Annotated in this window: 23 protein-coding genes and 1 pseudogene; 6 read left to right on the top strand and 18 right to left on the bottom strand. The window is 61.5% G+C overall.

Annotation, left to right across the window (positions count from 1 at the left end; genetic code table 11):
- Nucleotides 1-207: 207 nt before the first annotated feature.
- Together ACODSJ_RS21080 and ACODSJ_RS21075 are read left to right on the top strand one after the other, a co-directional pair.
- Nucleotides 208-978, top strand: a pseudogene (locus tag ACODSJ_RS21080) (MCP four helix bundle domain-containing protein); the annotation flags it as partial.
- Nucleotides 970-1,833 (top strand): methyl-accepting chemotaxis protein, encoded by an 864-nt coding sequence (locus ACODSJ_RS21075; RefSeq protein WP_489103575.1) that lies wholly within the window; start codon nucleotides 970-972, stop codon nucleotides 1,831-1,833. The pseudogene ACODSJ_RS21080 and the gene ACODSJ_RS21075, both read left to right, overlap by 9 nt.
- A 139-nt stretch (nucleotides 1,834-1,972) precedes the next feature.
- Here ACODSJ_RS21075 and ACODSJ_RS21070 read toward each other — a convergent pair whose 3' ends face one another.
- The 3 genes from ACODSJ_RS21070 to ACODSJ_RS21060 form a co-directional block, all read right to left on the bottom strand.
- Nucleotides 1,973-3,271 (bottom strand): NAD(P)/FAD-dependent oxidoreductase, encoded by a 1,299-nt coding sequence (locus tag ACODSJ_RS21070; protein WP_489103573.1) that lies wholly within the window; start codon nucleotides 3,269-3,271, stop codon nucleotides 1,973-1,975.
- Nucleotides 3,272-3,349: 78 nt separating this feature from the next.
- Complete coding sequence (locus tag ACODSJ_RS21065; protein WP_003205686.1) at nucleotides 3,350-3,523, bottom strand: DUF3094 domain-containing protein; 174 nt, start codon at nucleotides 3,521-3,523, stop codon at nucleotides 3,350-3,352.
- A gap of 108 nt (nucleotides 3,524-3,631) precedes the next feature.
- On the bottom strand, nucleotides 3,632-4,258 hold the full coding sequence (locus ACODSJ_RS21060; protein WP_260962591.1) for a DUF1780 domain-containing protein: 627 nt from the start codon (nucleotides 4,256-4,258) through the stop codon (nucleotides 3,632-3,634).
- Between the two features lie 155 nt (nucleotides 4,259-4,413).
- On the opposite strand from ACODSJ_RS21060, the gene ACODSJ_RS21055 reads away from it, so the two are divergent.
- Nucleotides 4,414-5,100 (top strand): energy-coupling factor ABC transporter permease, encoded by a 687-nt coding sequence (locus tag ACODSJ_RS21055; RefSeq protein ID WP_489103572.1) that lies wholly within the window; start codon nucleotides 4,414-4,416, stop codon nucleotides 5,098-5,100.
- A gap of 63 nt (nucleotides 5,101-5,163) precedes the next feature.
- Entirely contained in the window at nucleotides 5,164-5,379 is a 216-nt protein-coding gene (locus tag ACODSJ_RS21050; RefSeq protein ID WP_489103571.1) for a hypothetical protein, read from the top strand.
- 10 nt (nucleotides 5,380-5,389) lie between these two features.
- On the opposite strand, the gene yacG is transcribed toward ACODSJ_RS21050, so the two are convergent.
- Genes yacG through pilB form a run of 5 tightly spaced genes read right to left on the bottom strand, consistent with a single transcriptional unit; the run spans nucleotide 5,390 to nucleotide 10,032 of the window.
- The gene (gene yacG, locus ACODSJ_RS21045) at nucleotides 5,390-5,596 is read right to left on the bottom strand and encodes a DNA gyrase inhibitor YacG (RefSeq protein WP_260962597.1); all 207 of its coding nucleotides are present in this window, start codon (nucleotides 5,594-5,596) and stop codon (nucleotides 5,390-5,392) included.
- Nucleotides 5,593-6,216: a dephospho-CoA kinase gene (gene coaE / locus ACODSJ_RS21040; RefSeq protein WP_489103570.1), complete on the bottom strand. Its 624-nt coding sequence runs from the start codon at nucleotides 6,214-6,216 to the stop codon at nucleotides 5,593-5,595. The genes yacG and coaE overlap by 4 nt, the downstream gene beginning before the upstream one ends.
- A gap of 24 nt (nucleotides 6,217-6,240) precedes the next feature.
- Nucleotides 6,241-7,110, bottom strand: coding sequence for a prepilin peptidase (locus ACODSJ_RS21035; protein WP_489103569.1), 870 nt, complete (start codon nucleotides 7,108-7,110; stop codon nucleotides 6,241-6,243).
- Nucleotide 7,111: 1 nt separating this feature from the next.
- Nucleotides 7,112-8,329 (bottom strand): type II secretion system F family protein, encoded by a 1,218-nt coding sequence (locus ACODSJ_RS21030; RefSeq protein WP_489103568.1) that lies wholly within the window; start codon nucleotides 8,327-8,329, stop codon nucleotides 7,112-7,114.
- 2 nt (nucleotides 8,330-8,331) lie between these two features.
- A complete protein-coding gene (gene pilB / locus ACODSJ_RS21025) occupies nucleotides 8,332-10,032 on the bottom strand; it encodes a type IV-A pilus assembly ATPase PilB (protein WP_489103567.1) in 1,701 nt (566 codons plus the stop codon).
- A gap of 227 nt (nucleotides 10,033-10,259) precedes the next feature.
- On the opposite strand from pilB, the gene ACODSJ_RS21020 reads away from it, so the two are divergent.
- Both ACODSJ_RS21020 and ACODSJ_RS21015 read left to right on the top strand, forming a co-directional pair.
- The gene (locus tag ACODSJ_RS21020; RefSeq protein WP_489103566.1) at nucleotides 10,260-10,670 is read left to right on the top strand and encodes a pilin; all 411 of its coding nucleotides are present in this window, start codon (nucleotides 10,260-10,262) and stop codon (nucleotides 10,668-10,670) included.
- A 296-nt stretch (nucleotides 10,671-10,966) separates the two neighbouring features.
- Nucleotides 10,967-11,320 carry a BON domain-containing protein gene (locus tag ACODSJ_RS21015; protein WP_489103565.1) on the top strand — a complete coding sequence of 118 codons (354 nt, stop codon included), beginning with the start codon at nucleotides 10,967-10,969 and terminating at the stop codon, nucleotides 11,318-11,320.
- Nucleotides 11,321-11,517: 197 nt separating this feature from the next.
- Here ACODSJ_RS21015 and ACODSJ_RS21010 read toward each other — a convergent pair whose 3' ends face one another.
- The 10 genes from ACODSJ_RS21010 to ACODSJ_RS20965 form a co-directional block, all read right to left on the bottom strand.
- The gene (locus ACODSJ_RS21010; RefSeq protein ID WP_489103564.1) at nucleotides 11,518-11,814 is read right to left on the bottom strand and encodes a DUF2845 domain-containing protein; all 297 of its coding nucleotides are present in this window, start codon (nucleotides 11,812-11,814) and stop codon (nucleotides 11,518-11,520) included.
- 1 nt (nucleotide 11,815) lies between these two features.
- The gene (locus tag ACODSJ_RS21005) at nucleotides 11,816-14,743 is read right to left on the bottom strand and encodes a DUF748 domain-containing protein (RefSeq protein ID WP_489103563.1); all 2,928 of its coding nucleotides are present in this window, start codon (nucleotides 14,741-14,743) and stop codon (nucleotides 11,816-11,818) included.
- Between the two features lie 118 nt (nucleotides 14,744-14,861).
- Nucleotides 14,862-15,878 (bottom strand): class I SAM-dependent rRNA methyltransferase, encoded by a 1,017-nt coding sequence (locus tag ACODSJ_RS21000; protein ID WP_489103562.1) that lies wholly within the window; start codon nucleotides 15,876-15,878, stop codon nucleotides 14,862-14,864.
- A gap of 159 nt (nucleotides 15,879-16,037) precedes the next feature.
- Complete coding sequence (gene acs / locus ACODSJ_RS20995) at nucleotides 16,038-17,975, bottom strand: acetate--CoA ligase (RefSeq protein ID WP_489103561.1); 1,938 nt, start codon at nucleotides 17,973-17,975, stop codon at nucleotides 16,038-16,040.
- A 171-nt stretch (nucleotides 17,976-18,146) separates the two neighbouring features.
- Complete coding sequence (gene pgi, locus ACODSJ_RS20990) at nucleotides 18,147-19,811, bottom strand: glucose-6-phosphate isomerase (protein WP_489103560.1); 1,665 nt, start codon at nucleotides 19,809-19,811, stop codon at nucleotides 18,147-18,149.
- A gap of 407 nt (nucleotides 19,812-20,218) precedes the next feature.
- A complete protein-coding gene (panC, locus tag ACODSJ_RS20985) occupies nucleotides 20,219-21,079 on the bottom strand; it encodes a pantoate--beta-alanine ligase (RefSeq protein ID WP_489103559.1) in 861 nt (286 codons plus the stop codon).
- Nucleotides 21,076-21,876, bottom strand: coding sequence for a 3-methyl-2-oxobutanoate hydroxymethyltransferase (gene panB, locus ACODSJ_RS20980; protein ID WP_489103558.1), 801 nt, complete (start codon nucleotides 21,874-21,876; stop codon nucleotides 21,076-21,078). Before panB ends, panC begins: the two co-directional genes overlap by 4 nt.
- A 348-nt stretch (nucleotides 21,877-22,224) precedes the next feature.
- Complete coding sequence (gene folK, locus ACODSJ_RS20975; RefSeq protein WP_489103557.1) at nucleotides 22,225-22,710, bottom strand: 2-amino-4-hydroxy-6-hydroxymethyldihydropteridine diphosphokinase; 486 nt, start codon at nucleotides 22,708-22,710, stop codon at nucleotides 22,225-22,227.
- Nucleotides 22,711-22,713: 3 nt separating this feature from the next.
- On the bottom strand, nucleotides 22,714-24,108 hold the full coding sequence (locus ACODSJ_RS20970; protein ID WP_489103556.1) for a polynucleotide adenylyltransferase PcnB: 1,395 nt from the start codon (nucleotides 24,106-24,108) through the stop codon (nucleotides 22,714-22,716).
- Between the two features lie 738 nt (nucleotides 24,109-24,846).
- Nucleotides 24,847-26,283 (bottom strand): sigma-54-dependent transcriptional regulator, encoded by a 1,437-nt coding sequence (locus ACODSJ_RS20965; RefSeq protein ID WP_489103555.1) that lies wholly within the window; start codon nucleotides 26,281-26,283, stop codon nucleotides 24,847-24,849.
- Between the last annotated feature and the right edge of the window lie 15 nt (nucleotides 26,284-26,298).

Genomic DNA, 26,298 nt, shown 5'->3' with positions numbered 1-26,298 from the left:
GCCTGCTTTGGGAGCAGGATGTCAGGAGTTCGAATCCCCTTACCCCGACCATATTGAAGATCCCCGTATCGAAAGATACGGGGATTTTTTTTGCCTGCAAAAAAGACAAATAGTCTTAAGTCATCGTACAAGTTGCCGATAACCCGCCGACAGGGGCATGGAGCGAGCGCCCCCTCTTCAGGCCAAACAATAAAAAAGGCACTCGTTATGTACCTTCGTCAGCTGAATATAGCCCCCCGTGCCGCGCTGGGCTTTGCCGTGATTGCCGTGTTGGTGGCGTTGCTCGGGGTGTTTGCGCTGGGGCAGATGTCGAGCATTCGCGACAGCGAAGTCGCCGTGGAAACCCAATGGTTGCCCAGCATTCGCGGTGGCGATGAGATTCGTGAGCTGATGCTGCGCATCCGCACGATTTCCCTGCGCATGGCGCTTGACCAGGATCCCAAGAACATCCCGGTGTATCGCGGGCAGATGGACACGCGCGATAAGGAGCTGAGCGAGAAGATTGCCAGTTACGACAAGCTGGTCGTCACGCCTGAAGGCAAGGCCCTTTACGATCAGTTCAAACAGACCTTCGCCGCTTACCGCACGGGTATTGCGCAATCCTTCGCCCTGGCGGAGCAGGGGCGTCGTGACGATCTGATCAAGCTGTTGCTGGTGGACATGAAGACCGTGGTGGACGGTTCCGGCAAGCAGCTCAACGACCTTGCCGAGCTGTTTTCCAAGCAAGTGTCCATCGAGAGCCAGAAGTCCCAGGAGCACTACGCCAATTCCAGGTTGATCGTCAGCCTGTTCATTGTGCTTGCTGCCCTGGCGACGGTGGCCCTGGCGATGTTGCTCACCCGCAGCATCGTCAAGCCGTTGGGTGAGGCACTGAACGCCGCTCAGAACGTCGCACGCGGTGACCTGACCCGACCGATCGAGGCCCGTGGCAACGACGAAGTGAGCCGCTTGCTTGAGGCCTTGGCGACCATGCAGCAGAATCTGCGTGAGACCCTGCAGGGCATCAGCGGTTCGGCTACGCAGCTGGCCACGGCGGCCGATGAGTTGAATGTTGTCACGCTCGACAGCACCCATAGCCTGCAACAGCAGAATAACGAAATTGAACAGGCTGCCACCGCCGTCACTGAAATGACGACCGCGGTGGAAGAAGTCGCGCGCAATGCCGTGTCGACCTCTGACGCCACACGTCAGTCGAGCGCCTCGGCGTCGCTTGGGCAGGAGCGCGTCAGCGATACGGTCGATGCCATCGGCGCCTTGGCCAGCGATGTGCAGATAACCGGTGGCCTGGTGCAATCGCTGGCCAATCAGTCGCAGGACATCGGCAAGGTGCTGGACGTGATCCGGGCCATCGCCGAGCAGACCAATCTGCTGGCGCTCAATGCCGCCATCGAAGCGGCTCGCGCGGGTGAAAGCGGTCGCGGGTTTGCAGTGGTGGCGGACGAAGTGCGGGCGCTGGCTTATCGCACGCAGCAATCGACCCAGGAAATCGAGCAAATGGTCCAGGGCATGCGCAGCGGTGCCACCCAGGCACTGGACTCCATGCAAGCCAGCTCCAGTCGCGCCGCCAGTACGCTGGCGTTGGCGGAGCGGGCGGGGGAGGCACTACAGACCATCACCGCGTCGGTCAACGAAATCCACGAACGCAACCTGGTGATTGCCAGCGCCGCCGAAGAGCAGGCGCAAGTCGCCCGCGAAGTGGACCGCAACCTGGTGAACATCCGTGACTTGTCCGTGCGCTCGGCCACCGGCGCGGACCAGACCAGCGCTTCCAGCCATGAGCTGTCGCAACTGGCGAATTCGCTGCGCACGATGGTGCAGCGGTTTCAGGTTTGATCGCAGTGTTTTGACCGTGGCGCCTTCATCGCGAGCAGGCTCGCTCCCACAGAATGATCGCGATCAACTGTGGGAGCGAGCCTGCTCCGGGCGGCGATCCGACGATTGCGCTGGATCATTCGATCCCAGTTTTGCTGACTCAGTGCAACTTCAGCCGAGGCTCGGTCCCACGGCCGATCTTGCTGCCCAGCATCAGCATCGCCGTGCGGAACACGCCGTACAGCGCCATCTGGTGCATGCGGTACAGCGACACATAGAACATCCGCGCCAACCAGCCTTCGAGCATGACGCTGCCGGTCAGGTTGCCCATCAGGTTGCCCACCGCCGAGAAGCGCGACAGCGAAATCAACGAACCGTAGTCGGTGTACTTGTAGTGCGGCAGGGCCTTGCCCTCAAGCCGTAGCTTCAGGGATTTGCTCAGCAGCGATGCTTGTTGATGCGCCGCTTGGGCGCGAGGTGGCACGTTGCGTTCGCTGCCTGGCTGTGGGCAGGCCGCGCAGTCGCCGAAGGCGAAGATGTTCTCGTCGCGGGTGGTTTGCAGCGTGGGCAGCACGTGCAATTGGTTGATCCGGTTGGTCTCCAGCCCGTCGATGTCCTTGAGGAAGCCTGGTGCACGAATCCCGGCGGCCCAGACCTTCAGGCTCGCGTCGATCACTTTGCCCTCTGCAGTGATCAGGCTGTCGGCGGTCACCTGGGCGACGGCCGCATTGGTCATGACATTGACCCCGAGTTTCTCCAGGGTCTTGTGCACCGGCCCGCCGATACGCTCGGGCAAGGCCGGCAACACGCGTGGCCCGGCTTCGATCAGGGTGATGTGCATGTTTTCCGGTTTGATCCGGTCCAGGCCGTAGGCCGCCAGTTCGTGGGCGGCGTTATGCAGCTCTGCCGCCAGTTCGACACCGGTCGCACCGGCACCGACGATGGCCACGCTGATGCGCTCCTGGGCGTCGGCCTGGCCGGCGTGGGCACGCAGGTAATGGTTGAGCAATTGCTGATGGAAGCGTTCGGCCTGCTTGCGGGTGTCGAGGAACAGGCAATGCTGCGCCGCGCCTTCGGTGCCGAAGTCATTGGTGGTGCTGCCGACGGCAATCACCAGGGTGTCGTAACCTAATTCCCGGGCGGGCAACAGCTCGACGCCGGCCTCGTCATAGGTGGCCGCCAGTTGGATTCTCTTGCTCTCGCGATCCAGGCCGCTCATGCGGCCAAGCTGGAACTCGAAGTGGTTCCATTTCGCTTGGGCGACGTAGTTGAGTTCGTCTTCGGAGGAGTTCAGGGAACCGGCGGCCACTTCGTGCAGCAAGGGCTTCCAGATGTGGGTCAGGTTCGCGTCGACCAGCATGACGCTGGCCGTGCCGCGCTTGCCCAGAGTCTTACCCAGGCGGGTAGCCAACTCCAGGCCGCCGGCGCCGCCGCCGACGATGACAATACGATGAGTCATGGGGATATCTCGCAAGGCTAAAGGAAATCGGTGCCGTTACCCGCGCGAGCTTCATTGTGGTGTCTCGCAAACATTGGCTCATAGCGTCAGGTAACTGATCAGTCGGCTCAACAGACCCAGGCCGATGGTCACGGCCAGTACCACCACCAGGAGCATCCACGGCCGGAAAGGCCGGCGCTCGACTCGGTGCTGGGACAGTTGCAGGTACTCTTCGACATGCTTCTGGTCTTCTGGGTTCAGGCGGCTGGTCATAAAGGCCTCGTCAGGTAGACGTTGCGAAATGTAGAGACGTTACAGCGTCCAGTGGTCGGTGCCGCAAGTCGCTTGACCGCCTGTCGGCCCGATCCGCTCGTTGCGCGATCACAGGCTGATCCCGACATCGAAGACGATGCTGCGTCCCAGGTTGCTGCGCAAGAAGTCCGGCGCATCGGGGTGGGCGAACAGTACCCGGGCGAAGGTCGGGCCCACCAGCGACAACGAACGCCAACCCTGGCGCAAATATTCGGTGGGCGGTGGAAAGTGGCTGTTGAGGTCCAGCACTTCACGCTTGAGACTGGCGAAGGCGATGATGTCCAGGTCCCCCAGGTCCATGCCGCGCTCGGTGTAGTTATGGGCCTTCTTGCGCAGGGTTGGGGCGAGTCGAAGCAGGAATTCATTGGCCGGAATTCGCCTGGGCTTGGCTTCGCGGCGCACCAGTTGGCTCAAGGAGAACGCACTGCGACGGCGTTGCAGTTCATCGCGCCATTCGTCATTGAGCCGGCGCCCCTCGTCGAGGACAAAAAACACTTCGAAATTGGCGTCGCGAAACAGCACGTCCGGCGGCTCTCCCGCCGGGGTGAACTCGTCGGCACGGTAGGGCACGTTCAACCCTTGCAGCAGCCGCTGGCAGACCCAACGCTCACGCTCCCATTTGCGGGCATTGGAGAGGAAGGCGTTGGCTTGCTCGGCCGCGATGGTCAGCAGGCGTAAATAATCGGAGTCATCCATGCACCCAAGCTTAGCGTTCAATTGCGACAAGCTGGAAGCGTTGCGTTGATTAATGGTGGTGGGGTGGGGTGTAGACTGCCGCCATGCAGTCTTCGTGGCGAGGACGCAAGCGGCCCGGCCACGAGGTGTTCCAAGGACAAGTCAAAGGAGTCCCCATGATCGGTGCCGAACTGCTCTCACCGCAGACCCTGGCGGCCGGTTGGCTGATTTACGTGCCGGTGTCGATCTGGGCCGTGTCGCGGGCGCCGTGGGTCGAGTTGTTCACCGACAGTCGTCGCCAGCACCTGTTGTTCGGTACGGTGCTGGCGCTGTTCATGTTGTGGCTGGTGCGACGGGATTTCGATACCGGCGTGTCGTATCACTTCATCGGCATGACCGCCGTGACGCTCTTGCTGGACTGGCCGCTGGCGATCCTCGGCGGTCTCGTCGCCCAGCTTGCCCTGGTGCTGCTGGGGCGCCAGGACCTGGCGGCGCTGGGCGTCAACGCCGTGCTGTTGATTGTGTTGCCCGTGTTGGTGACCGAATGCTGCGCGATCCTGGTCGAGCGTGCCCAGCCGCGCAACCTGTTCGTGTATATCTTCTGTTCCGGGTTTCTCGCCGCTGCGTTGTCGGCGCTGGCGTGCCTGCTGCTGGGGCTCGGGTTGCTGTGGTACGACGGGCGATTCGCCATGCCGTTCTGGCTCGAGGATTTCATCGGTTACCTCTGGCTGATCATCTTCCCCGAGGCGTTCATCAACGGCATGGTGGTCAGTGCGTTGGTGGTGTTCAGCCCCGAATGGCTGGAAACCTTCAATCGCACGCGCTACCTGTCGGCGCCTTGGAACGATGAGGAAGAGCCTTGATTCACGTCAAGGCTGCGCCACCACGTGCCCTGCATGCTTTGGAAAATTTCCAGGAGCACGACCATGAGTGTTTATGAGTGGGCAAGACAAGAGATCAGGCGCAGCCAGGACCTGGCTATGGAAATCGGCTTTGACCCGGGCCTGAGCCTGCGGGCCTTGCTCAGTGCCATCGTGCAGCAGAGCAAGGATGTGCGCAGTGTTGAAGACCTGGCCGACGAGTTGAGTTTCCTGGCGGAGAACCTCGACGACCGGCAAGACTATGGTTTCATGCGGCCTTGATTGTCGTTGTTTAATGGTGCGAGCGAGGATTGAAGTCTTCGCTGAACAGCTCGTCCTCGGCCTCGGGGGCGACCGGGATCTTGTGTTCTTCCGAAGCCCAGGCGCCCAGGTCGATCAGTTTGCAGCGATCGGAACAGAACGGCCGGAACTTGCTCTGTGGGCCCCATTCGACAGGGGCGCCACAGGTCGGGCAATCAACGGTTGGGGTTTGGCTCATGACTGGCCTCCACGCAAAGTAAGGTAAAAGTGATGCAGGCGCTCGACCTCGCCGTGCAGCCAGGCAAGGTCGCGGTCATTGACCACCACGTCATCGGCATGGCTCAGTCGATCCTGGCGGCTGGATTGAGCCTTCAGGATCGCCTGGACCTGCTGTTCGCTGGTCTGGTCACGCTGCAAGGTGCGTTCTATCTGCAAGTGTTCCGGCGCATCGATCACCAGGATTCGCTGGGTCATGGCGTACTGTCCTGATTCGATCAGCAGCGGCGAAACCAGGATGGCGTAGGGCGATTGTGCCTGGGCCAGGTGATGGGCGATTTCCTCGGCGATCAGTGGGTGCAACAGCGCCTCGAGCCAGCGGCGCTCCTCGGCATTTTCAAAGATCAGCTTGCGCAGGGCTGCCCGGTCCAGGGGCCCGTCGGCCTGCAATACGCCAGGACCGAAGTGCTCGGCGATCTTCACCAGCGCCGGGCGCCCCGGTTCGACCACCCAGCGCGAGGCGTGATCGGCATCGACCACGGGCACGCCCAGGTCGATGAAGTGCTGCGCCGCTGCGCTCTTGCCACTGCCGATGCCACCGGTGAGGCCGAGAATCCAGGTTTTTTTCACGGGGTTGCTCATAGAGAAAGTCATAAGAAATCGACGTCAGAAACCGAGAGACTGCCAATAGAAGTCGGTTATTTGACCACCCCAGAGCAACGCAATCCAGCCGGCAATCGCCAAGTAAGGTCCGAAGGGGATTTGCGTGGACGTCGGTGCCTCGCGCAGGCGCAGCACGATGACCCCGGCAACGGACCCTACCAGCGAAGACAACAGCAACGTCAACGGCAGGACTTGCCAGCCACCCCAGGCTCCCAGCATGGCCAGCAGCTTGAAATCCCCGTAGCCCATGCCTTCCTTGCCGGTGAGCAGCTTGAACACCCAGAACACCGACCACAGGGCCAGGTAGCCGGCCACGGCGCCCCACATCGCCTGGTTCAGGGAAACGAACAGCCCGAAGCTGTTGACGATCAGGCCCAGCCACAACAGCGGCAGCACCAATGTGTCGGGCAGCAGTTGATGATCGGCGTCGATCAGGCTCATGCCCAGCAGGCCCCAGGTCAACACCATCACCGTCAGCGCCTGCCAGCCGAAGCCGAAATGCCAGGCGACGAAGGCCGACAGCGCACCGCAGGCCAATTCGGTCAGGGGGTAGCGCCGGCCGATGGGCGCGGCGCAGCTCGAACAGCGACCGCGCAACAACAGGTAGCTGAGCAGCGGGATGTTCTCCCAGGCCCGGATGCGGTGCCCGCAGTGCGGGCACTGCGAGTGCGGCAGCATCAGGTTGTACACCGGGCCCGGGGTCTCGGCCGGCAGGCCCAGCAGGTCGTGGGCTTGCAGGCGCCATTCGCGGCTGAGCATCTTGGGCAGGCGCCACACCAGCACGTTGAGGAAACTGCCGATGATCAATCCGAGCAATAAGGCGGTCAGCGTGAAGGCCAGGGGGTAAAGCGCGAAAAATTCGCTCAGGGGCATGTCAGATCGCCGAGCCGAGTTGAAAGATGGGCAAGTACATGGCAACCACCAGGCCGCCGACGACCACCCCCAGGACCACCATGATGAATGGCTCCATCAGGCTGGTGAGGCTGTCCACCAGGTTGTCCACCTCGGCCTCGTAGAAGCCCGCCACCTTGTCGAGCATGTCGTCCAGCGCCCCGGACTCCTCGCCGATCGCGGTCATCTGGACCGCCAGGTTGGGGAAGATGCCGGAAGCGCGCATGGAAAAATTCAGCTGCATGCCGGTCGAGACGTCCTGGCGGATGCGTTGCACCGCCCGCTTGAACACCACGTTGCCGGTGGCGCCCGAAACCGATTCCAGGGCCTCCACCAGCGGCACGCCGGCCGCGAAGGTCGTGGACAGTGTGCGGGCGAAGCGGGCCACGGCGGATTTGTACATCAGGGCGCCGATCAGCGGCAGCTTGAGCAGCCATGTGTCCCGCCAGTCTCGGAAACCCTGGGAACGCTTGAGCGCGTGTTTCACGCCAAAGAAGCCGCCCACCAACCCGCCCAGCAGCACCCACCACCACTCCTGCATGAATTGCGACAGGCCGATGACCATCACGGTGAAGGCCGGCAGTTGCGCGCCGAACCCGTTGAACACCGATTCGAACTGTGGCACGACCTTGACCAGCAGGATGCCGGTCACCACGGCCGCGACCACCACCACGGCCGCCGGATACGTCATGGCTTTCTTGATCTTGGCCTTGAGCGCTTCGCTCTTTTCCTTGTACGTCGCGATCCGGTCCAGCAGCGTGTCCAGTGCACCGGCCTGTTCGCCGGCATCCACCAGGTTGCAGTACAGCTCGTCGAAATATTGCGGGCTCTTGCGCAGCGAAGCGGCGAAGCTGTTGCCGGCGGCGACTTCCTGCTTCACCTCATCCACCAGCTTGCGCATGTTGGCGTTGTCGAACCCTTCGCCAATGATGTCGAAGGCTTGCAGCAAGGGTACGCCCGCCTTGAGCATCGTCGCCATCTGCCGGGTGAAGAGGGCAATGTCCAGCGGCTTGATGCGCTTGCCCTTGCTGAAGATCGAGGTGGATTTCTTGCGGACCTTGCCCGGGTTGATGCCTTGCTTGCGCAGCTGTGCCTTGACCAGCGCCGGGCTTTGGCCCGTCAGCTCACCGGTCATTTTCGTGCCTTTGCGGTCCTTGCCTTCCCAAGTGTAGACATCGGTTTTTACTGCCTTGACCGCCATGTTCAATCCTTGGTGACCCGGTTGATTTCTTCGAGGCTGGTGACGCCTTGCATTACTTTGAGCAGCCCCGAGGCGCGCAGGTCATTGAAGCCGTCCTTGCGCATTTGCAGATCGATTTCCAGCGAGTTGCCTTCGGCCATGATCAGCCGTTGCAGCTCGGGTGTGTTCTTGACCACCTCGTAGACCCCCGTGCGCCCCTTGTAGCCGTTGTTGCATTGTTCGCAACCGACCGGCTCATAGATCGTGAAGGTGCCGATGCGTTCCCGGGGGAAGCCTTCCTTGAGCAGTGTTTCCGGCGCAAGCTCGATTGCCTTCTTGCAATGGTTGCACAACTTGCGCGCCAGCCGTTGGGCGATGATCAAATGCACGGCGGTGGCGATGTTGAAGCCGGGGATGCCCATGTTCTGCAGGCGGATCAGGGTTTCGGCGGCGCTGTTGGTGTGCAGGGTGGAGAGCACCAGGTGCCCGGTCTGGGCGGCCTTGATGGCGATTTCGGCAGTCTCCAGGTCGCGGATCTCGCCGACCATGATGACGTCCGGGTCCTGGCGCAGGAACGAGCGCAGGGCCTGGGCGAAATCCAGCCCCTGGCGCGGATTCACGTTGACCTGGTTGATGCCCTCCATGTTGATTTCCACCGGGTCTTCGGCGGTGGAAATGTTGATGTCCACGGTGTTGAGGATATTCAGCCCGGTGTAGAGCGAGACGGTCTTGCCCGAGCCGGTCGGCCCGGTCACCAGGATCAAGCCTTGGGGTTGTTTGAGGGCGGCCAGGTACAGCTCTTTCTGGTCTGGCTCGTAGCCCAGGGCATCGATGCCCATCTGCGCGCTGGACGGGTCGAGGATCCGGATCACCACTTTTTCGCCCCATAGCGTGGGCAGGGTGTTGACCCGGAAGTCGATGGACTTGGTTTTCGACAGGCGCATTTTCAGTCGCCCGTCCTGGGGTTTGCGCCGCTCGGAAATGTCCAGGCTGGCCATGACTTTCAGGCGCGCGGCGATTCGGTTGGCCAACTGGATCGGGGGCTTGGCCACTTCCCGCAGCATGCCGTCGGTACGCACCCGAACCCGGTAGCTTTTTTCGTAGGGTTCAAAGTGAAGGTCGGAGGAGCCGCCCTTGATCGCGTCCAGCAGCATCTTGTTGACGAACCGCACCACGGGCGCGTCGTCGGTGTCCTGGCCGGCGATGCTGTCCTGCTTGTGGTCATCGGCCGACTCGATGTCCAGGCCATCGAGGTCGACGTCGCCCATGCCTTCCAGGCCGGTGCTGCTGGATTCGAAGAACCGGTCGATGGCGTCGCTGAGCTTGTCGTCTTCCACCAGGATGGCTTCGGTGGTCAGTCCGGTGCTGAATTGGATGTCGTTGATGGCCTGGTGATTGGTCGGGTCGGAGATGCCGATGAACAGTTTGTTGCCGCGCCGCCACAACGGCAGGGCGTGATGTTGGCGCACCAGTTTCTCGCTGACCAGGCCGGCCGGCTGGCTGTCTTTGTCAAGGCTGTTGAGGTCCAGCAGGGCGACGCCAAAATGCTCCGAGGCAATTTCCGCCACTTGGCGACTCTGGACCAGTTTGTTCTGTACCAGGTAGCTGACCAGGGGCATGTGATTGCGCTGGGCCTGTTGATGGGCCTGCAGGGCGTTTTGCTCGGTGATCAGTTCGGCCTGCACCAGTTGCTTGGTCAGGCCGCTGAGGGCGATGTCGTTCATGGAAATACCGGACGCGGACAGTTCATGACTTATAGCCTAGTCAAGCATCGACGCCAAACCAGCGGGGCAGGGTGACAAAAAATGTCAGATAGTGCGGTTGTTGAGGCTTGCCTGGCAGGCTGACGCGCTTTGGGCGCCTTTACTGGCGGGAGGGCGCGCAGGTTGGCATGTGCTGTGCTATGACTGATTCAGGACATGAGATTTCGCCTCATGCTATGGAGAGGTCTATGAGCAAGCAGAATGGTTTTACCCTGATCGAACTGCTGATCGTCGTGGCGATCATCGGCATCCTGGCGACGTTTGCGTTGCCGCAATATTCCAAGTACCAGGCACGGGCCAAGGCGACGGCGGGGTTGGGTGAGATCACCGCGATGAAGGTGCCCTACGAAGATATGATGAATCAGGGGACCGACCCCACTTTGGCCAACATGGGCGTCACTTCACCCACCAGTAACTGCACCGTTGCGGTTACCGGCACTGCTTCGGCGGGGACAGGCACCATTGTCTGTACGCTGCTCAAAGCCCCGGCGGCTGTCGTGGGCAAGACGATCACGCTCAGTCGTGATGCCACTGGCGTGTGGACCTGTGCGTCCACGGCCTCCAAAGACTACTTGCCGGCTGGTTGCCCTGGCGTTTGATAGGGTGAGAACGCTCGCTCCCGCTTGAGGCAACGTTTCTGGCGGGAGTTAGCGTCTGGTTCTCGAAAGCCTTCGCAATTCAAATGCTTAAGGGAAGGTCCAAAACCGGCAAGTTGCATGTCTGGAATCGCCCGGTCTTGCATTTTGCATGATCCTGAAAAAAGCCGTTTCGCTTAACTGTTTGATTTATAAGTAATTACCCCATATTTCAAAATTGGCACAGCCTTCGCACTACTCCTGATACCCCTGCCGGGAAGCACGTCCGGCAGTTTCTGAGGAAAACAGGAGTTACTCGTATGAAGAAGTTCGCTATCACTGCCGCCGCTGCGACCGCACTGACCCTGTCCATGGCTAGCGCTTTCGCCGAGACCCCTCAAGCCACTCAGGCGCCAATGACACTGGCGGCCGGCGAAATGACCAAAGCCAAGGAAGGGACCCAAGACACCTGGATCACCACCAAGGTCAAAGCTGACCTGGTCACCGAAAAAGGCATCCCAGGCACCGACATCAAGGTTGAAACCAACAAGGGCGTTGTGTCCCTGTCTTCCGATGTGGCCGTGACCAAGGCGCAAAAGGAAACGGCTGTGGCCATCGCGAAGAAAATCAAAGGCGTACAAGCCGTATCGGCTGATGGCCTGAAGGCCCAATAAGGCCAAGACTTCTCGCCTGGACCGGGAGAGGGCGCGGCAAGCGGGCTGAGTCATACGCTTGCCGCTGCTTTGCAGTTCATGCGAAAGGCCACAGGGACGTGGCCATTACAGGCCTCCGGCAGTTGTGTCGGGGGCCTGTTCTATTCAAGGGAAGGCGTCGGGAAAGTCACCTGACCGCCGAGGGTGTGGTGGTACGGTCAGCGCCCGCGCTTGCTGGTGATCTGCACCAGCCGATTGCCCTCGAAGCGCAGGTACTGGTACATACCGCTGTTGGGGCCGTAGGTCCATTCCTCCACCGGGTATTCTTCGCGGCGATTGACACTGCGCTTATAGCCCAGGTCGTCACGCGCCATGGGTTGCCCGCATTTTTGCAGCACTTCGCTTGCGCGGTCACCGACGCTGATCAACTGGCTGCCGCAGCGCAGCGTGTCGGCGGCTGAGGCCGAGCCAGCGGCGAGCAGCAAACCCAGGCTGAGGCAAGACAGGCGCGGCACCTTATTCGGCATCCAGGTGCATAGGGGTGATCACGCTGCCGTCGCTTTCGGCCTGGCCGATGTTGGCGTCGATGAAGTAAACGCGGTCGTCGGCCAGATGGCCCTTGTCCACCAGGAAGTCCTTGATGCTGCTGGCCCGTTCCTGTCCCAGTTGACGCAACAGCACATCGCTGTTGCTCCAGAACTGGATCAGGCTCTCGCGCAATTTGTCGGTGCGGGCCTTCTTCTCCAGTTGCGCCCATTCGGCCGGCGGCTGGCCCTTGAGACGGGTGCGGTAGATGCCTTCGAGCAGCGGCGCCTTTTCATCCTCTGGCACCTGCAGCAACGAGGCCTGGGCCGGTACTTTGTCGCCCCGGCGCTGGAGCATCTTGTAATAGGTGTACTGGTACTCGCGCTCCAGGCGCTGGGCGGCGAGCAGCGGCCCATCGCTGCTTTCGGCGACGGTACCTTCGATCTCCAGGCGCAGCTCCGGACGTTTGGCGAGGGCCTCGGACAGCTTGAGCAGCACACCTTCGTTTTCCTTGCTCAGGTCGCTGGAGCCGGGCGCGAACGCAACACTGCCCAGGTCTTCGGAACCGCCGCTGACCAGCCCACCGATGAGTTTGAATGGCGCCTGGGCTGCCCGGACCAGCAGGTTGCGCAGGGTCTGCCAGATGATGGGCATCACACTGAATTGCGGGTCATTGAGGTTGCCGGAAACCGGCAGTTCGATGGATATCCGGCCTTCGGAGTCCTTCAGCAGGGCAACGGCCAGCTTCAACGGCAGGCTCACGGCGTCCGGGCTGTCGACTTTTTCCCCCAGTTGCAACTGTTCGACCACCACTTTGTTCTCGGCCTGGAGCTGGCCCTGGGTGATGCGGTAGTGCAGGTCCAGGTTGAGTCGGCCCTTGCGGATACGGTAGCCGGCGAACTTTCCGGAATAGGGGGTCAGGGTGGTCAGTTCGACCCGCTTGAAGCTGGTGGCGATGTCGAGGCTGGCTATCGGGTCGAAGGGGTTGACCGCGCCCTTGATGGTGACCGGCGCGTAGCGGTCGACCTTGCCCTTGACGTCCACGCTGGCCGGTTTTGCCTGGCGGCTGTCGATGGTGCCGATCTGGCCGTTGAGCTGCTGGATGGCGGTGGCGAAGTTGGGGGTCAGGCTGAAGTCGGCGAAGTTCGCCGAGCCGTCATTGATGGCGATACCGCCGATGTGAATACCCAGCGGTTTCTGCTGGGACGCCGGTTTGGCCGCAGGTTTCTTCGCGCCGCTGTCGGCCGGTTGCGGGATCAGCAGGTCATCGATGTTGGTGGTGCGATCTTCGTTGATCATGAAGCGCGCGTAAGGCTGGAACAGGTTGACCTTGTCGATCGACAGGCTGTCGCCGTGTTCGTAGTCGAGGCCTTCGACCACCAGGCTCTGCCACTTGAGGAAGTCGCGGGTCTTGAGGGTGTCGAGGGTGTGCAACTGGTCGACCTGGGCGCGGCCCGTGATGGCAAAGGCCAGCGGCTCGACGCTCTTGAGGTTGACGGCCAGGTTGCTGCCGAGCATTCCGGAGCGCAGCTCCAGGCGAATGAACGGGCTGATGTAGGCCTGGGCGACGCGCAGGTCGATGTCCTGGGTCTTGACGTTGAGCTTGGCGGTGATCGGGTTCAAGTTGACTTGGCCGTCGGCGAGGATCTTGCCTTGCTTGCCGAGCCCGGTGTCCAGCTTGAGGGTAAAAGGCGAGCCGTTGAGGGTGTCGTAGTCCTGCAGGTCGAGGTTCAGCGGGCCGACTTCAAGTGCAACGGCCGGTTGGGCCTGGCGGTCGGTCAGGTGCACCTGGTAATTGCGCAGTTGCACGTCTTTGAGCAACACCTGCCACGGCTTGCTGGCGACGGGGGCCGGCTTGGGCGAGTCGGCCGCCGCCGGCGCGGAGGCCGGTTCGACCTTGGTTGATGGCTTGGCCGGTTGGCTGGCGAAGAGCTTCTGCCAGTCGAGCTGCCCGTCTGCCTCGCGCGCGGCCCAGGTTTCCAGTTTCTGGCTGCGGACCTTGCCCACCACCACTTGCTGCTTGGCCAGGTCTACCGTGGTTTCACTGACATCCAGGCGTTCGAGCTTCACCAACGGGCGGCCATCGGGGGCCTTGATCGAGAAGGGGGCGACGCTGACCGCCGCGTTGTTGAGCAGCAGTTCGGTGCCCTTGCCCAGGTTGAGCTTGTAGTCGGTGCTCAGGTTGAGAACGCCGTTCTCCAGCACCAGTGGCACGGCATCGCGCACGTAGGGCCACCAGGCCTTCATCTGCCCATCGGTGACCTTGAGTTTGCCTTCGGAGGCAATCGGCGAGAGGCTGAAGTTGCCGCTCCAGTCGATTTGCCCACCTTCGGGACCGACGGCGACCAAGGTCATGTCGGCGCTGTCATCGGGCAGGGTACTGAGGTTTTTCAGTTCGAAATCGAGGGTGTCGTAAAGAAATTCGATGGGCTCGCTGGGGCGCAGGTCCTGGAAATGGACATAACCGCTGGCGAGTTTGATCCGATCGACTCGCAGCGGGAACGGCTTGGCCTCGGGGTTGGCGGGTGTTGGCTCGCTGGCCGGCAGCTTGAACAGGCCCAGCAGGTTCAACTGGCCGTCCTTGGCGAATGCGACCTCGGTCTTGGGCTTGTCCAGTTCGATGTCGGCCAGGTGCAGCGCCCCCGACCACAGGCTGTCGATCTGCAGGTTGGCATACAGTCGATCGAAACCGACCTGCTCCTTGCCGGGTTCGCCGATGGTCAGGCCCCACAGGGTGAGTTCAAGGCTGAATGGATTGAGTTCGATGCGCTGGATCTGCGCCGGTACCGTGGCGTGTTCGGCCAACTGTTGGTTGGCGATCCGCAAGGCAATGCCCGGCAGTATCAGAAAACCCAACAGGCTGTAGAGTGCCAGTGCGGTCAACAGGGCGCCGAAAGTGCGAATCAATCCTTTGGACATGTGCGGTTTCATCTGATGTGAATCGGAGTGCCTTGGAGTATGGCATGCGTTTACGGTTCCGAAGCCTCTGTGATCTAAGAGATTTATCCGTTTTTCGCGTAGGAACTCGTCCGAGGCCTCAGAGTTGCAGGATCAGGGTTTTCAGCGGTGGTTGCCCATCCTGCGAAGGAAAATCGCTGGCGGGGCTCAGCGTGCGCCATTCGCGCACTGGCCGGCCCGCCTTTTCTGCGCAACGCAGTACTTGTTCGCGCCAGTCGTCCATCGGTACTTTTGCCAGGTTGTTGCAGCAGATCAGCACGCCATCGTCGGCGGTGGCGAGCAATGCAGGTTTCAACAGGCTCTGGTAGTCGCGCAACAGGTCGACGGTGCCGAACGCACTTTTGGCCCAGGCCGGTGGATCGAGCAGGACCAGGTCGTACTGGCGCTGTTCCAGGTGAACGTAGCTGGGCAGTTTTTGCCCGCGCCGTTGACTGACGGGCAGGCCGGCCAACTGGCGGATCGCCGGGAAGTAATCCGATTGTATGAACTGCATGGTCGGCAAATCGGGGTTGAGCAGGCCATTCTCCCGACCTACCGCCAGGTTGCCCTCGGCGAAGTCCAGGTTGCACACCTCGCGCGCACCGCCGGCCGCGGCGCTCAGGCCGACGCCACAGGTGTAGGCGAACAGGTTCAGCACGCTTTTGTCACGGCTATGTTCCTTGACCCAGCCCCGGGCGTTGCGCAGGTCGAGAAACAGCAGCGGATCCTGTCCGGCATGGCGTCCGCGAACGCGGTAGTTCAGACCCCACTCATGGCCAACCAGATCCGCCAGGGCGGCCTCTTCAGCCTGATAGACGGTGTCCTGGCGATCGATCCGCGAATTGCCCTGGGAACGGTCGTTGTAGACCAGCAGGCTGTCGAGACCGAGCCGCTCGTTGACGATGCCATGCAGGTGCAGCAGGGCGTCGCGTTCCAGCGACTGGTGGAAACTCTGCACCAGCAATTGCGGGCCGTAGCGGTCGATGGTCAGGCCGGGTGCGCCTTCCTGGCTGCCATGGAACAGGCGATAGCAGTCGGTGCCTTGCTGGTGCAATTGGCCGAGCAGTTCCTGACGCTGGTCGAGGGCGGCGCACAGCGCCTGATTCAAGGAAGACATGCCGGGCGCGCCTTAAAGAAATGAGGCGCGGGAGTTTAGCAGTTATGGATTGGACACTTAGCTGCAGTGAAGGATTTATGTTGAGGGGCATCTGTGGCGAGGGGATAAATCCCCTCGCCACAGGGAAACCGGTATTCAAGGAAATTGCATCGTATGGCCTCAGCGATTCAGGCGTTTGTCGATCAGTCCCTTCACCACGCTCGGATCGGCCAGGGTCGAGGTGTCGCCGAGGTTGTCGAGTTCGTTGCAGGCGATCTTGCGCAGGATGCGCCGCATGATCTTGCCCGAACGGGTCTTGGGCAGCGCCGGCGCCCACTGGATCAATTCCGGCTTGGCGAAGGCGCCGATTTCCTTGCTGACGTGGGCCAGCAATTCTTTCTTCAACTGGTCATTGGTCTCGACCCCGTTCATGGGCGTGACGAATGCATAAATGCCCTGGCCCTTGAGGTCGTGGGGGTAACCGACGACCGCTGCCTCGGCAATGCTGTCGTGCAGCACCAGGGCACTTTCCACTTCGGCGGTGCCGATACGGTGCCCGGAGACGTTGATCACGTCGTCGATGCGTCCGGTGATCCAGTAGTCGCCGTCTTCGTCGCGGCGAGCGCCGTCACCGGTGAAATAGTAGCCGGGGTATGGCTTGAAGTAGGTGTCGATCATGCGCTGATGGTCGCCATAGACGCTGCGGATCTGCCCCGGCCAGCTGGATTTGATCGCCAGCACACCGCTGCCGGGGCCACTGATTTCCTTGCCGGCTTCATCGAGCAGCACCGGTTGCACGCCGAACATCGGGCGGGTGGCAGAGCCGGGCTTGAGGCGCGGCGCACTCACCAACGGGCTGAGCATGATGCCGCCGGTCTCGGTCTGCCACCAGGTGTCCACAATCGGACAGCGCTGCTCGCCCACGGCGTTGAAATACCATTCCCATGCCTCCGGATTGATCGGCTCGCCGACACTGCCGAGCAGGCGCAGGCTTTTGCGCGAGGTTTGCTGCAACGGGCCGGGGCCTTCACGCATCAACGCACGCAGGGCGGTCGGCGCGGTGTAGAAGATGTTGACCTGGTGTTTGTCGATCACCTGCCAGAAGCGCGAGCTGCTGGGGTGGCTGGGCACGCCTTCGAAGATCAGCGTGGTGGCGCCGTTGGCCAGGGGGCCGTAGACGATGTAGCTGTGGCCGGTGACCCAGCCGACGTCGGCGGTGCACCAGAACACTTCGTTGTCGCGGTAATCGAGCACGTACTTGAAGGTCATCGCCGCTTGCAGCAGGTAGCCGCCGGTGGTGTGCAGTACGCCTTTGGGTTTGCCGGTACTGCCGGAGGTGTAGAGGATGAACAGTGGGTCTTCTGCGTCCATCGGCTCGGGCGGGCAGTCGTCGCTGATCTCGTGCATGGCCTGGTGGTACCACAGGTCGCGACCTTCGACCCAATCCACCTCGCCTTGGCTGCGCTCGACCACCAGCACGGTGCTGACATTCGGGCAACTTTCCAGCGCCTGGTCGACGTTACGCTTGAGCGGGATGAAGCGCCCCCCGCGCACGCCTTCGTCGGCGGTGATTACGGTGCGGCAGTCGGCGTCGAGGATCCGGTCGCGCAGAGAGTCCGGCGAAAAGCCGCCGAACACCACCGAATGCACCGCGCCGATGCGGGTGCAAGCGAGCATGGCGTAGGCCGCTTCCGGAATCATGGGCATGTAGATGCACACCCGATCGCCTTTCTTCACGCCGCGACTTTTAAGGACGTTGGCCAGGCGACACACATGGTTGTGCAGTTTCTTGTAGGTGATCTGCGCCGATTCGGCGGGGTTGTCGCCTTCCCAGATGATGGCTGTCTGGTCGCCGCGGGTTTCCAGGTGACGGTCGATGCAATTGGCGCTGACGTTCAGCTTGCCGCCAGCGAACCAGGTGGCTTCGCCGACCTTGAGGTCATAGCGCTGGACGGTCTGCCAGGGCGCCATCCAGTCGAGAAAGCGGGTGGCTTGTCCGGCCCAGAAGGTGCTGGGGTGTTCGATGGATTCTTTGTAGAGCCGCTGGTACTTGTCCTGACTCAGTTGCGCAGCCCGGCGTACGGCATCGGCTTGGGGGAACTGGCTGATATCGAACATGACGGTTCCTTATTCTTGTTTTTGCAACAAGTCATAAAGATGCGCCCAGTCGCCAGAGGGTTCAAGTCATGCACAAAGCAACTGTGGGAGCGGGCCCTGTGGGAGCAAAGCTTGCTCCCACAGGGCCCGCTCCCACAAGGTTCATTCCACTGGGAGATGTAAACCTGTGGATCAGCCGCGGTGACGCCCGCGGAAGTAGTTGATCAGGCCCTGGGTCGAGGCATCTTCGGCCGGGCTTTCTTCACTGCCCACCAGGCGGTTGTAGACGCCTTTGCCCAATTCCTTGCCCAGTTCCACGCCCCATTGGTCGAAGGCGTTGATGCCCCAGACCACGCTTTGCACGAAGACCTTGTGTTCGTACAACGCCACCAGCGCGCCAAGACGACGCGGGCTGATGCGCTCGACCACCAGGGTGTTGCTCGGACGGTTGCCCGGGATCACCTTGTGGGGCGCCAGTTTCTGCACGTCTTCTTCACTCACGCCCTTGTCACGCAGCTCGGCTTCGGCCTCGGCGCGGGTCTTGCCCAGCATCAGTGCCTGGCTCTGGGACAGGCAGTTGGCGTACAGCCACTGGTGATGGTCGGAAACCGGGTTGAAGCTGACGATCGGCACGATGAAGTCGGCCGGGATCAACTGGGTGCCTTGGTGCAGCAACTGATGGTAGGCGTGCTGGCCGTTGCAGCCGACACCGCCCCAGATCACCGGACCCGTGTCGGTGGACACTGGCGTGCCGTCCTGGCGCACGCTCTTGCCGTTGGATTCCATGTCCAACTGCTGCAGGTGCTTGGTGATGTTGCGCAGGTAGTGGTCGTACGGCAGGATCGCGTGGCTTTGCGCACCCCAGAAGTTGCCGTACCACACGCCCAGCAGGGCCAGCAGCACCGGCATGTTCTGTTCGAACGGCGCGGTCTGGAAGTGCTGGTCCATGGTGTAGGCACCGGACAGCAGTTCCTTGAAGTTGGACATGCCGATGGCCAGGGCTATCGGCAGGCCGATGGCCGACCACAGCGAGTAGCGCCCGCCGACCCAGTCCCACATCGGGAAGATGTTTTCTTCGCGGATGCCGAACGCCACGGCGGCGGCGTTGTTGCTCGACACGGCGATGAAGTGACGATACAGCTCCGCTTCGGAGCCGCCCTGGGCCAGGTACCAGGCACGGGCAGCCTGGGCATTCTTCAGGGTTTCAAGGGTGTTGAAGGATTTCGACGAGACGATGAACAGCGTGGTCTCGGCGCGCAGCTTCATGGTCAATTCATGGAATTCGCTGCCGTCGATGTTCGCCAGGTAGTGGCAGCGAACACCTTTTTGCGCGTAGGACAACAGCGCTTCGGAGACCAGTTCCGGGCCGAGGAAGGAGCCACCGATACCGATGTTCACCACGTCGGTGATCGGTTTCTCGGTGTAGCCACGCCACAGGCCGTCGTGGATGCGGCCCACCAGGTCGGTGATCTGGTTCAGCACCTTGTGCACGTCCGGCATCACGTTGACGCCGTTCACCAGCAATTTGTCGCCCACCGGCCGACGCAGGGCGGTGTGCAGGGCAGGACGGTTTTCCGTGGCGTTGACGATTTCGCCTTCGAACAGCGACTTGATCGCGCCCTTGAGGTCGACTTCGTTGGCCAGGCCCACCAGCAGGTCGCGGGTCTGGGCGTTGATCAGGTTTTTCGAGTAGTCGAGAAACAGGCCACAGCTCGACAGGGTGAATTGAGTGAAACGCTGCGGATCGGCATTGAACGCTTCGCGCATGCTGAAATCCTGCATGGCTTTGCGGTGGTCATTCAGCGCTTGCCAGGCAGGCAGAGCGGTCACGTCATGAGGGGTTCGGTAATACGCCATCGCTGCGGGTTTCCTTTTTACTTGAACGACCTTTTGTACACTAAAAATTCCGGCGCAGCTCGAGGTGGGCGTCCGGACACTGCATCGACACGATCGGTGGACGCAGGGCGCCTACAGTAAACCTCGCGCTGCGATCTGTCTTGGCTTTGTCAGACCGCTTCCCGGTACTTTTTTATACAGGGAGTGGGAACGCTCCGACAGATGGAGGTGCGACGAGGTGTTATGGGCACACTTGACCACAGTGCAAGCGAGCCCTGTTGGAGCAGGCCTTGTTGGAGCAAATGCCTGTGGGAGCAAAGCTTGCTCGCGACGATGCGGTCACAGTCGACACCTATGTTGACTATCAGACCGCTATCGCGAGCAAGCTTTGCTCCCACAGGCACATCTCCACAGGGACTTTGCAGCGTTCAGACGGACGCGTCGAGGTCCAGGTGCAGGTTGTCGATCAGGCGCGTGGTGCCGAGGAACGCCGCCACCAGGATCACCAGGTCGCGATCTTTCGGCGTGGCGGGCCGCAAGGTCCTGGCGTGGCGGATTTCCAGGTAGTCGGGACGCAGGCCGGCGGTCTCGAGTTGCTTGATCTGCTCGGCGATCAGGGCCGGGAAATCCCGTTGGCCCTGGCGGATCGCCTCGGCGATCTGGCTCAAGCCGCGGTAGACAACCGGCGCGACGGCGCGCTGTTCAGGGCTGAGGAAGCCGTTGCGCGAGGACAGCGCCAGGCCGTCATCGGCGCGGACGGTGGGTTCGCCGATGATCTGGATCGGCATGTTCAGGTCATGGACCAGTGCGCGAATGACCGCCAGTTGCTGGAAGTCTTTCTGGCCGAATACCGCCAGGTCGGGCTGGACCATGTTGAACAGCTTGCTGACCACTGTCGCCACGCCCTCGAAGTGCCCTGGACGACTGGCGCCGCACAAGCCTTCGGACAGTTGCGGGACGCTGACCCGGGTCTGCCCGGTCATGCCGTCGGGGTACATCTCTTCGACAGTGGGGGCGAACAACAGGTGGCAACCGGCCTGGAGCAGCTTTTCCTGGTCCGCCGCCAAGGTGCGGGGGTATTTGTCCAGGTCTTCGCCGGCGCCGAATTGCAGCGGGTTGACGAAGATGCTCGTCACCACGAAGTCGGCCCGCTGTGCCGCTTTGGTCACCAATGCCATGTGGCCGCTGTGCAGGTTGCCCATGGTCGGTACGAAGGCGATGCGTTTGCCTTCGCCCCGGGCACGGGCCACGGCGGCTCGCAGTTCGCGTACGGTCTTGACGGTGTTCATGCGGAAAATCCGTGTTCGACGCCAGGAAAGGTCGTTGCCTTGACTTCGGCAACGTAAGCGCTCAAGGCGGCCTGGATGGTGGTGTGTCCGGTCATGAAGTTCTTCACGAACTTGGGCATGCGGCCTGTGATCGACAAACCGAGCATGTCGTGCAGCACCAGCACCTGGCCGTCGGTGGCATTGCCGGCACCGATCCCGATCACCGGGATTTTCACCGCCTGGGTGATTTCTTCAGCCAATTCGCTGGGCACGCATTCAAGCAGCAGCATTGCGGCGCCCGCCTGCTCCAGCGCAATCGCATCGGCGCGCATCTGCCGCGCCTGGTTTTCATTGCGGCCCTGCACCTTGTAGCCACCGAGGATATTCACCGCCTGGGGCGTGAGGCCCAGGTGCGCGCACACCGGTATGCCACGCTCGGCCAGCAGCCGGATCGAATCGGCCAGCCACAACGCGCCTTCGACCTTCACCATGTGGGCGCCGGCCTGCATCAGCATCGCGCTGTTGGTCATGGTTTGTTCGAGGGTGGCGTAGGCCATGAATGGCAGGTCGGCGAGGATCAGTGCATCGGTGTTACCGCGTTTGACGGCGGCGACGTGGTAGGCCATCTCGGCGGTGGTCACCGGCAGCGTGCTGTCGTGACCTTGCAGCACCATGCCGAGGGAATCGCCCACCAGCAGCACTTCGACACCGGCCTCGTTGCAGGCGTGGGCGAAGGTTGCGTCATAGCAGGTCAGCATGGTGATCTTTTCACCTTGTTGCTTGAGACCTTGCAGCGTGGTCAGGGTAATAGCTGGCATGAAAAAGTCCTCATTAGGCGCTCGACAACTGCGAGTAACGCGCATGATTCGTTACTTATACAGGCGCACCCTCTATGCGTGGTGCTTGTAAGGCCTGGATTGCGCCCTTCGGCGCCGCGTTGGCGGCAACGGGACGCCTATAGTCGTGAGGAGCACCGGGGAAGTCAATTGGATGTGTTACCGATGGGTGTTACCGGGGTTACTGATGCGGTTCAGCTGGGGGGCGTTACCTGGCGCTGGACTCTGTGGGAGCGAGCCTGCTCGCGATAGCGGTGGTCCAGTCAATATAGTGGTTGGCTGACACACCCTTATCGCGAGCAGGCTCGCTCCCACAGGGGATGGGCTTTGTCAGTTGTAGGGCAGGCGCTCCAGGCCAGCGAACGGGCACGCCGCAAGCAGGTCCTTGAGCAAGCGTCCATCGGCCAGGCGCAGGTCGGCGGGGGCGAGTTCGGCCAGGGGATAGAGCACAAAGGCCCGGGCTTGCATGTGGTAGTGGGGCACCTTGAGACGGGGTTCGTCGATCAGGCGATCGCCAAACAGCAGGATGTCCAGGTCCAGGGTGCGTGGCCCCCAGCGTTCCAGGCGTTCGCGACCCTGGCCGGTTTCGATGGCCTGCAACGCATCGAGCAATTGCAGCGGTGCCAGGCGACTGTCCAGCGCCGCGACTGCATTGGTGTAGCGCGGCTGGCCGGGCAGCAGGGAATCGCTTTGATAGAACGCCGACACACCGGCCAACTGTGTGTCGGGCAGTTGTGCCAGCGCCTGGAGGGCGCTGCGCAGTTGTTCGGCGGGCTCGGCCAGGTTGCTGCCCATGCCGATGTAGATGCGTTCCATCGATTATTCGTCCGAAGCGCTCGACACGCCCGAACGCTTGCGCTTGGCGCCACCGCTGCGACGGCGCTTGCGTGGGCCGGTACCGTCGTCCTTGCCACTGAGCTCGCGGATCATCTCGCGACGCTCACTGTCGTTGGCGTCCTGGTAATCGGTCCACCATTCCCCCAAGCCGTCGGTCTGCTCGCCAGCACTTTCGCGCAGTAACAGGAAGTCGTAGCCGGCACGGAAGCGCGGGTTGTCCAGCAGCAGGTCGGCGCGTTTGCCGCTGCGCCGTGGCAGGCGCTCCTGCATGTCCCAGATCTCGCGGATCGGCATTGTGAAGCGTTTTGGAATCGCAATGCGCTGGCACTGTTCGGCAATCAACTCGTGGGCGGCCTCCTGCATCGCCGGGATCGGCGGCATGCCACGGTCTTGCAGGCGCAGCACGCGGGCGGGCAGGGCAGGCCAGAGCAGGGCGGCGAACAAGAAGGCCGGCGTCACCGGTTTGTTCTGCTGGATGCGCAAGTCGGTGTTGATCAGCGCTTCGCTGATCAACGTGTGGGTGTAGGTCGGATTGTGCTCCAGGGCCTCGGTACTGGCCGGGAACAGCGGATCGAACAGCTGCAGGTCCACCAGCATTTCGAAGGTGTCTGCCGCGTTGCCCGACAGGAACAGCTTGAGCACTTCCTCGAACAGGCGGGCCGATGGGATCTCGCGCAGCATCGGAGCCAGCTCGCGAATCGGCGCGGCACTGTGTTTTTCGATGCCGAAATCCAGTTTGGCGGCGAAGCGCACGGCCCGCAGCATCCGCACCGGGTCTTCCTGGTAGCGCTGGCGGGGATCGCCGATCAGGCGGATCAGGCGATTGCGAATGTCGTGTACGCCGTTGGCGTAGTCGAGGATGCGCTCGCTGACCGGGTCGTAATACAGGGCGTTGATGGTGAAATCGCGGCGTTGCGCGTCTTCTTCCAGCGTGCCGTAGACGTTGTCGCGCAGGATGCGCCCGCTCTCGTTGCGCGAAGACTGGTTGCTGTCCTCGTCCTCTTCGTTTTGCGGGTGATTGGCGCGGAAGGTCGCCACTTCGATGATCTCGCGACCGAAGTGGATGTGGACCAGCTTGAAACGCCGGCCAATGATCCGGGCGTTGCGGAATTCGGCGCGTATCTGTTCCGGCGTGGCACTGGTGGCCACGTCGAAATCCTTGGGAGTGATGTTGAGCAGCATGTCGCGCACGCAGCCACCAACCAGGTAAGCCTGGTAGCCGGCGTTCTGCAGGCGTTCGACGATGTTCACCGCATAACGGCTGAACTGGGCCTTTTGCAACGAATGCTGGCCGCTGTTGAGCACTTCAGGCGTGCTGCGAATGTGTTGCGTACGACGCAAGGGAGAACGGAATGACTGGAACAGCTTCTTCAGCATGGGATGCACTGTTTGAAGGAATGTTCGGCCAAAACGAAGGATGACCGCATGATGGGCCGGGATTCTAGCATTTAGTCAGGGGATGGTGTAGGACACAGGCGTTTTGAGCTGCAAGCTTCAAGCGGTAAGCGCTGTAGGCTTCAGGGAAAAGGGCGAATGACAGAAACCACAAGGGGAGCCGAAGCTCCCCCAGAATTAGTTACGCGCTCTGTTCTTATTATGGTTTTCGGGCTTCTTGTTTTTGTTGAGTGCCCGCGTCACGAGGTTTTCCCTTCGTGACCCTCCCAATCGGGAGCCAAGAGCAAACGGATTGCTTTGGTCGCTGTGTTGCGGTGATCAATCGATCCAACCAGTTCAGGCACCTGTCTTGAGACAGCTTTTTATTGTTCTCGGCCTGGTTGTGGGGCAAGCCCCAAATACAACGCCTCTCCAAAAGAATCAGTTAGCTACGCCTCTCGCCGTCTTGTTTTTATTGTGCGTGAGTCGATTCGTCTTATTTTTATTGTCTTGTGCATTGCTTGTTATTGTTCTTGTACCAAAGCTATAGCAGGGTGCGTGCCAACTTTTGCGAGGCCCAGCGAAACCGGGGGTTCTAAGGTTATTCCGGTTTTTCAGGGGCAAAAAAAAGCCGGGGTTTCGTTACCGTAAACCCCGGCTTCTGTTACGTGAAAAAGCTGAGGTAACAGTTTTTTCACATACGTGTGTACTCAAGCGTTCCCTCTGCGGAGGGCTCTACCATCAGCTTTCGCTGGCCACGCCGGTCTTGCGTCGTGGAATGCCCAGGCGTTGGCGGCGCTCCCACAGGCACTTGCGGCTCACGCCCAGCTTGCGGGCAAGTTCGGTCTCGGTCATGTGGTCCTGGTGCTCCAGGACGAAATGCTGGAAGTAGTCTTCCAACGACAGATCTTCGGTCGGCTCGTGACTGGTGTTGTTGGCTGCGCCGCCCTGTTGAGGGGCCAGGCCGATGAACTCTTCGTCGTCCAGGTCGCTCAGTTCGATGTCGATGCCCAGCAGGTCCGCGGAAATCTCCGGGCTCTCACTCAGGATGACCGCGCGCTCGACCGCATTTTCCAGCTCACGGACGTTACCGGGCCAGGAATAATGACGAATGGCCTGTTCGGCGTCCGGCGCAAACTTCAGGTCGGTGCGGTTGATCCGCGCGCTCTGGCGGGCCAGGAAGGCATGGGCGATTTCGTTGACGTCCGCGCCACGTTCGCGCAGGGCCGGCAGTTTCAAGGCAATTACGTGCAGGCGGTAATACAGGTCTTCACGGAACTGGCCGATCTTCGCCAGGCTCTTGAGGTCCCGGTGGGTGGCCGCGATCAGGCGGACATCGACTTTCTGCGATTGCACCGAGCCAACCCGGCGTATTTCGCCTTCTTGCAGCACCCGCAGCAAACGGGCCTGGGCTTCGAGCGGGAGCTCGCCGATTTCATCGAGGAACAAGGTGCCGCCGTCCGCCGCTTCGACCAGCCCTGCGCGTCCGGCGCTGGCGCCCGTGAATGCGCCTTTTTCATGACCGAACAGCTCAGACTCGATCAGGCTTTCGGGAATAGCCGCGCAGTTCACCGAGATCATCGGCGCCTTGGCCCGACGTGACAGGTTATGCAGTGCGCGAGCCACCAGTTCCTTGCCGGTCCCGGATTCACCCTGGATCAGCACGTTGGAGTCGGTCGGCGCCACTTTGCGAATCTTGCCGTACAAGTCCTGCATGGGTGGGCAGGAGCCGATGATGCCGATTTCGCCGTTGTTGTTGGCGCTCGCACCGGCTTTTGCCGAGCTGGACGTCTTGCCGGCGGGTTCCGATGGGTTGCTGGTCGCCGCTTGTCGGTCGCGCAGGATGCGGGCCACGGCCTGGAGCATCTCGTCATGGTCGAACGGCTTGGCGATGTAGTCCACCGCGCCCATCTTCATGGAGTCGACTGCCGAGCGCAGGCTGGCGTAACTGGTCATGATCAGTACCGGCGTGCCCTGGCCGAGCTTGATCAGCTCGGTGCCCGGGGCACCGGGCAGGCGCAGGTCGCTGACGATCAGGTCAAATGTCGGGATGCTGAAACGTTCTTGTGCTTCCTGCACGGAACCGGCTTCGCTGACCTGGTACTGGTTGCGTTCCAGCAGGCGGCGCAAGGCGGAGCGGATAATGGTTTCGTCTTCGACGATCAGAATGTGCGGCATTGATTCAATTCTCTC

It is taken from the genome of Pseudomonas sp. FG6, from assembly GCF_057809015.1.
Note: the sequence above shows the minus strand (reverse complement) of the source record. Positions and strands in the feature narration are given on the sequence as shown.

Excerpts from the sequence above, each read along its gene's own strand:
- ACODSJ_RS21075 (WP_489103575.1), top strand. The coding sequence starts at position 970 with ATGCAGCAGAATCTGCGTGAGACCCTGCAGGGCATCAGCGGTTCGGCT.
- ACODSJ_RS21070 (WP_489103573.1), bottom strand. The coding sequence starts at position 3,271 with ATGACTCATCGTATTGTCATCGTCGGCGGCGGCGCCGGCGGCCTGGAG.
- ACODSJ_RS21065 (WP_003205686.1), bottom strand. The coding sequence starts at position 3,523 with ATGACCAGCCGCCTGAACCCAGAAGACCAGAAGCATGTCGAAGAGTAC.
- ACODSJ_RS21060 (WP_260962591.1), bottom strand. The coding sequence starts at position 4,258 with ATGGATGACTCCGATTATTTACGCCTGCTGACCATCGCGGCCGAGCAA.
- ACODSJ_RS21055 (WP_489103572.1), top strand. The coding sequence starts at position 4,414 with ATGATCGGTGCCGAACTGCTCTCACCGCAGACCCTGGCGGCCGGTTGG.
- ACODSJ_RS21050 (WP_489103571.1), top strand. The coding sequence starts at position 5,164 with ATGAGTGTTTATGAGTGGGCAAGACAAGAGATCAGGCGCAGCCAGGAC.
- yacG (WP_260962597.1), bottom strand. The coding sequence starts at position 5,596 with ATGAGCCAAACCCCAACCGTTGATTGCCCGACCTGTGGCGCCCCTGTC.
- coaE (WP_489103570.1), bottom strand. The coding sequence starts at position 6,216 with ATGAGCAACCCCGTGAAAAAAACCTGGATTCTCGGCCTCACCGGTGGC.
- ACODSJ_RS21035 (WP_489103569.1), bottom strand. The coding sequence starts at position 7,110 with ATGCCCCTGAGCGAATTTTTCGCGCTTTACCCCCTGGCCTTCACGCTG.
- ACODSJ_RS21030 (WP_489103568.1), bottom strand. The coding sequence starts at position 8,329 with ATGGCGGTCAAGGCAGTAAAAACCGATGTCTACACTTGGGAAGGCAAG.
- pilB (WP_489103567.1), bottom strand. The coding sequence starts at position 10,032 with ATGAACGACATCGCCCTCAGCGGCCTGACCAAGCAACTGGTGCAGGCC.
- ACODSJ_RS21020 (WP_489103566.1), top strand. The coding sequence starts at position 10,260 with ATGAGCAAGCAGAATGGTTTTACCCTGATCGAACTGCTGATCGTCGTG.
- ACODSJ_RS21015 (WP_489103565.1), top strand. The coding sequence starts at position 10,967 with ATGAAGAAGTTCGCTATCACTGCCGCCGCTGCGACCGCACTGACCCTG.
- ACODSJ_RS21005 (WP_489103563.1), bottom strand. The coding sequence starts at position 14,743 with ATGTCCAAAGGATTGATTCGCACTTTCGGCGCCCTGTTGACCGCACTG.
- ACODSJ_RS21000 (WP_489103562.1), bottom strand. The coding sequence starts at position 15,878 with ATGTCTTCCTTGAATCAGGCGCTGTGCGCCGCCCTCGACCAGCGTCAG.
- acs (WP_489103561.1), bottom strand. The coding sequence starts at position 17,975 with ATGTTCGATATCAGCCAGTTCCCCCAAGCCGATGCCGTACGCCGGGCT.
- pgi (WP_489103560.1), bottom strand. The coding sequence starts at position 19,811 with ATGGCGTATTACCGAACCCCTCATGACGTGACCGCTCTGCCTGCCTGG.
- panC (WP_489103559.1), bottom strand. The coding sequence starts at position 21,079 with ATGAACACCGTCAAGACCGTACGCGAACTGCGAGCCGCCGTGGCCCGT.
- panB (WP_489103558.1), bottom strand. The coding sequence starts at position 21,876 with ATGCCAGCTATTACCCTGACCACGCTGCAAGGTCTCAAGCAACAAGGT.
- folK (WP_489103557.1), bottom strand. The coding sequence starts at position 22,710 with ATGGAACGCATCTACATCGGCATGGGCAGCAACCTGGCCGAGCCCGCC.
- ACODSJ_RS20970 (WP_489103556.1), bottom strand. The coding sequence starts at position 24,108 with ATGCTGAAGAAGCTGTTCCAGTCATTCCGTTCTCCCTTGCGTCGTACG.
- ACODSJ_RS20965 (WP_489103555.1), bottom strand. The coding sequence starts at position 26,283 with ATGCCGCACATTCTGATCGTCGAAGACGAAACCATTATCCGCTCCGCC.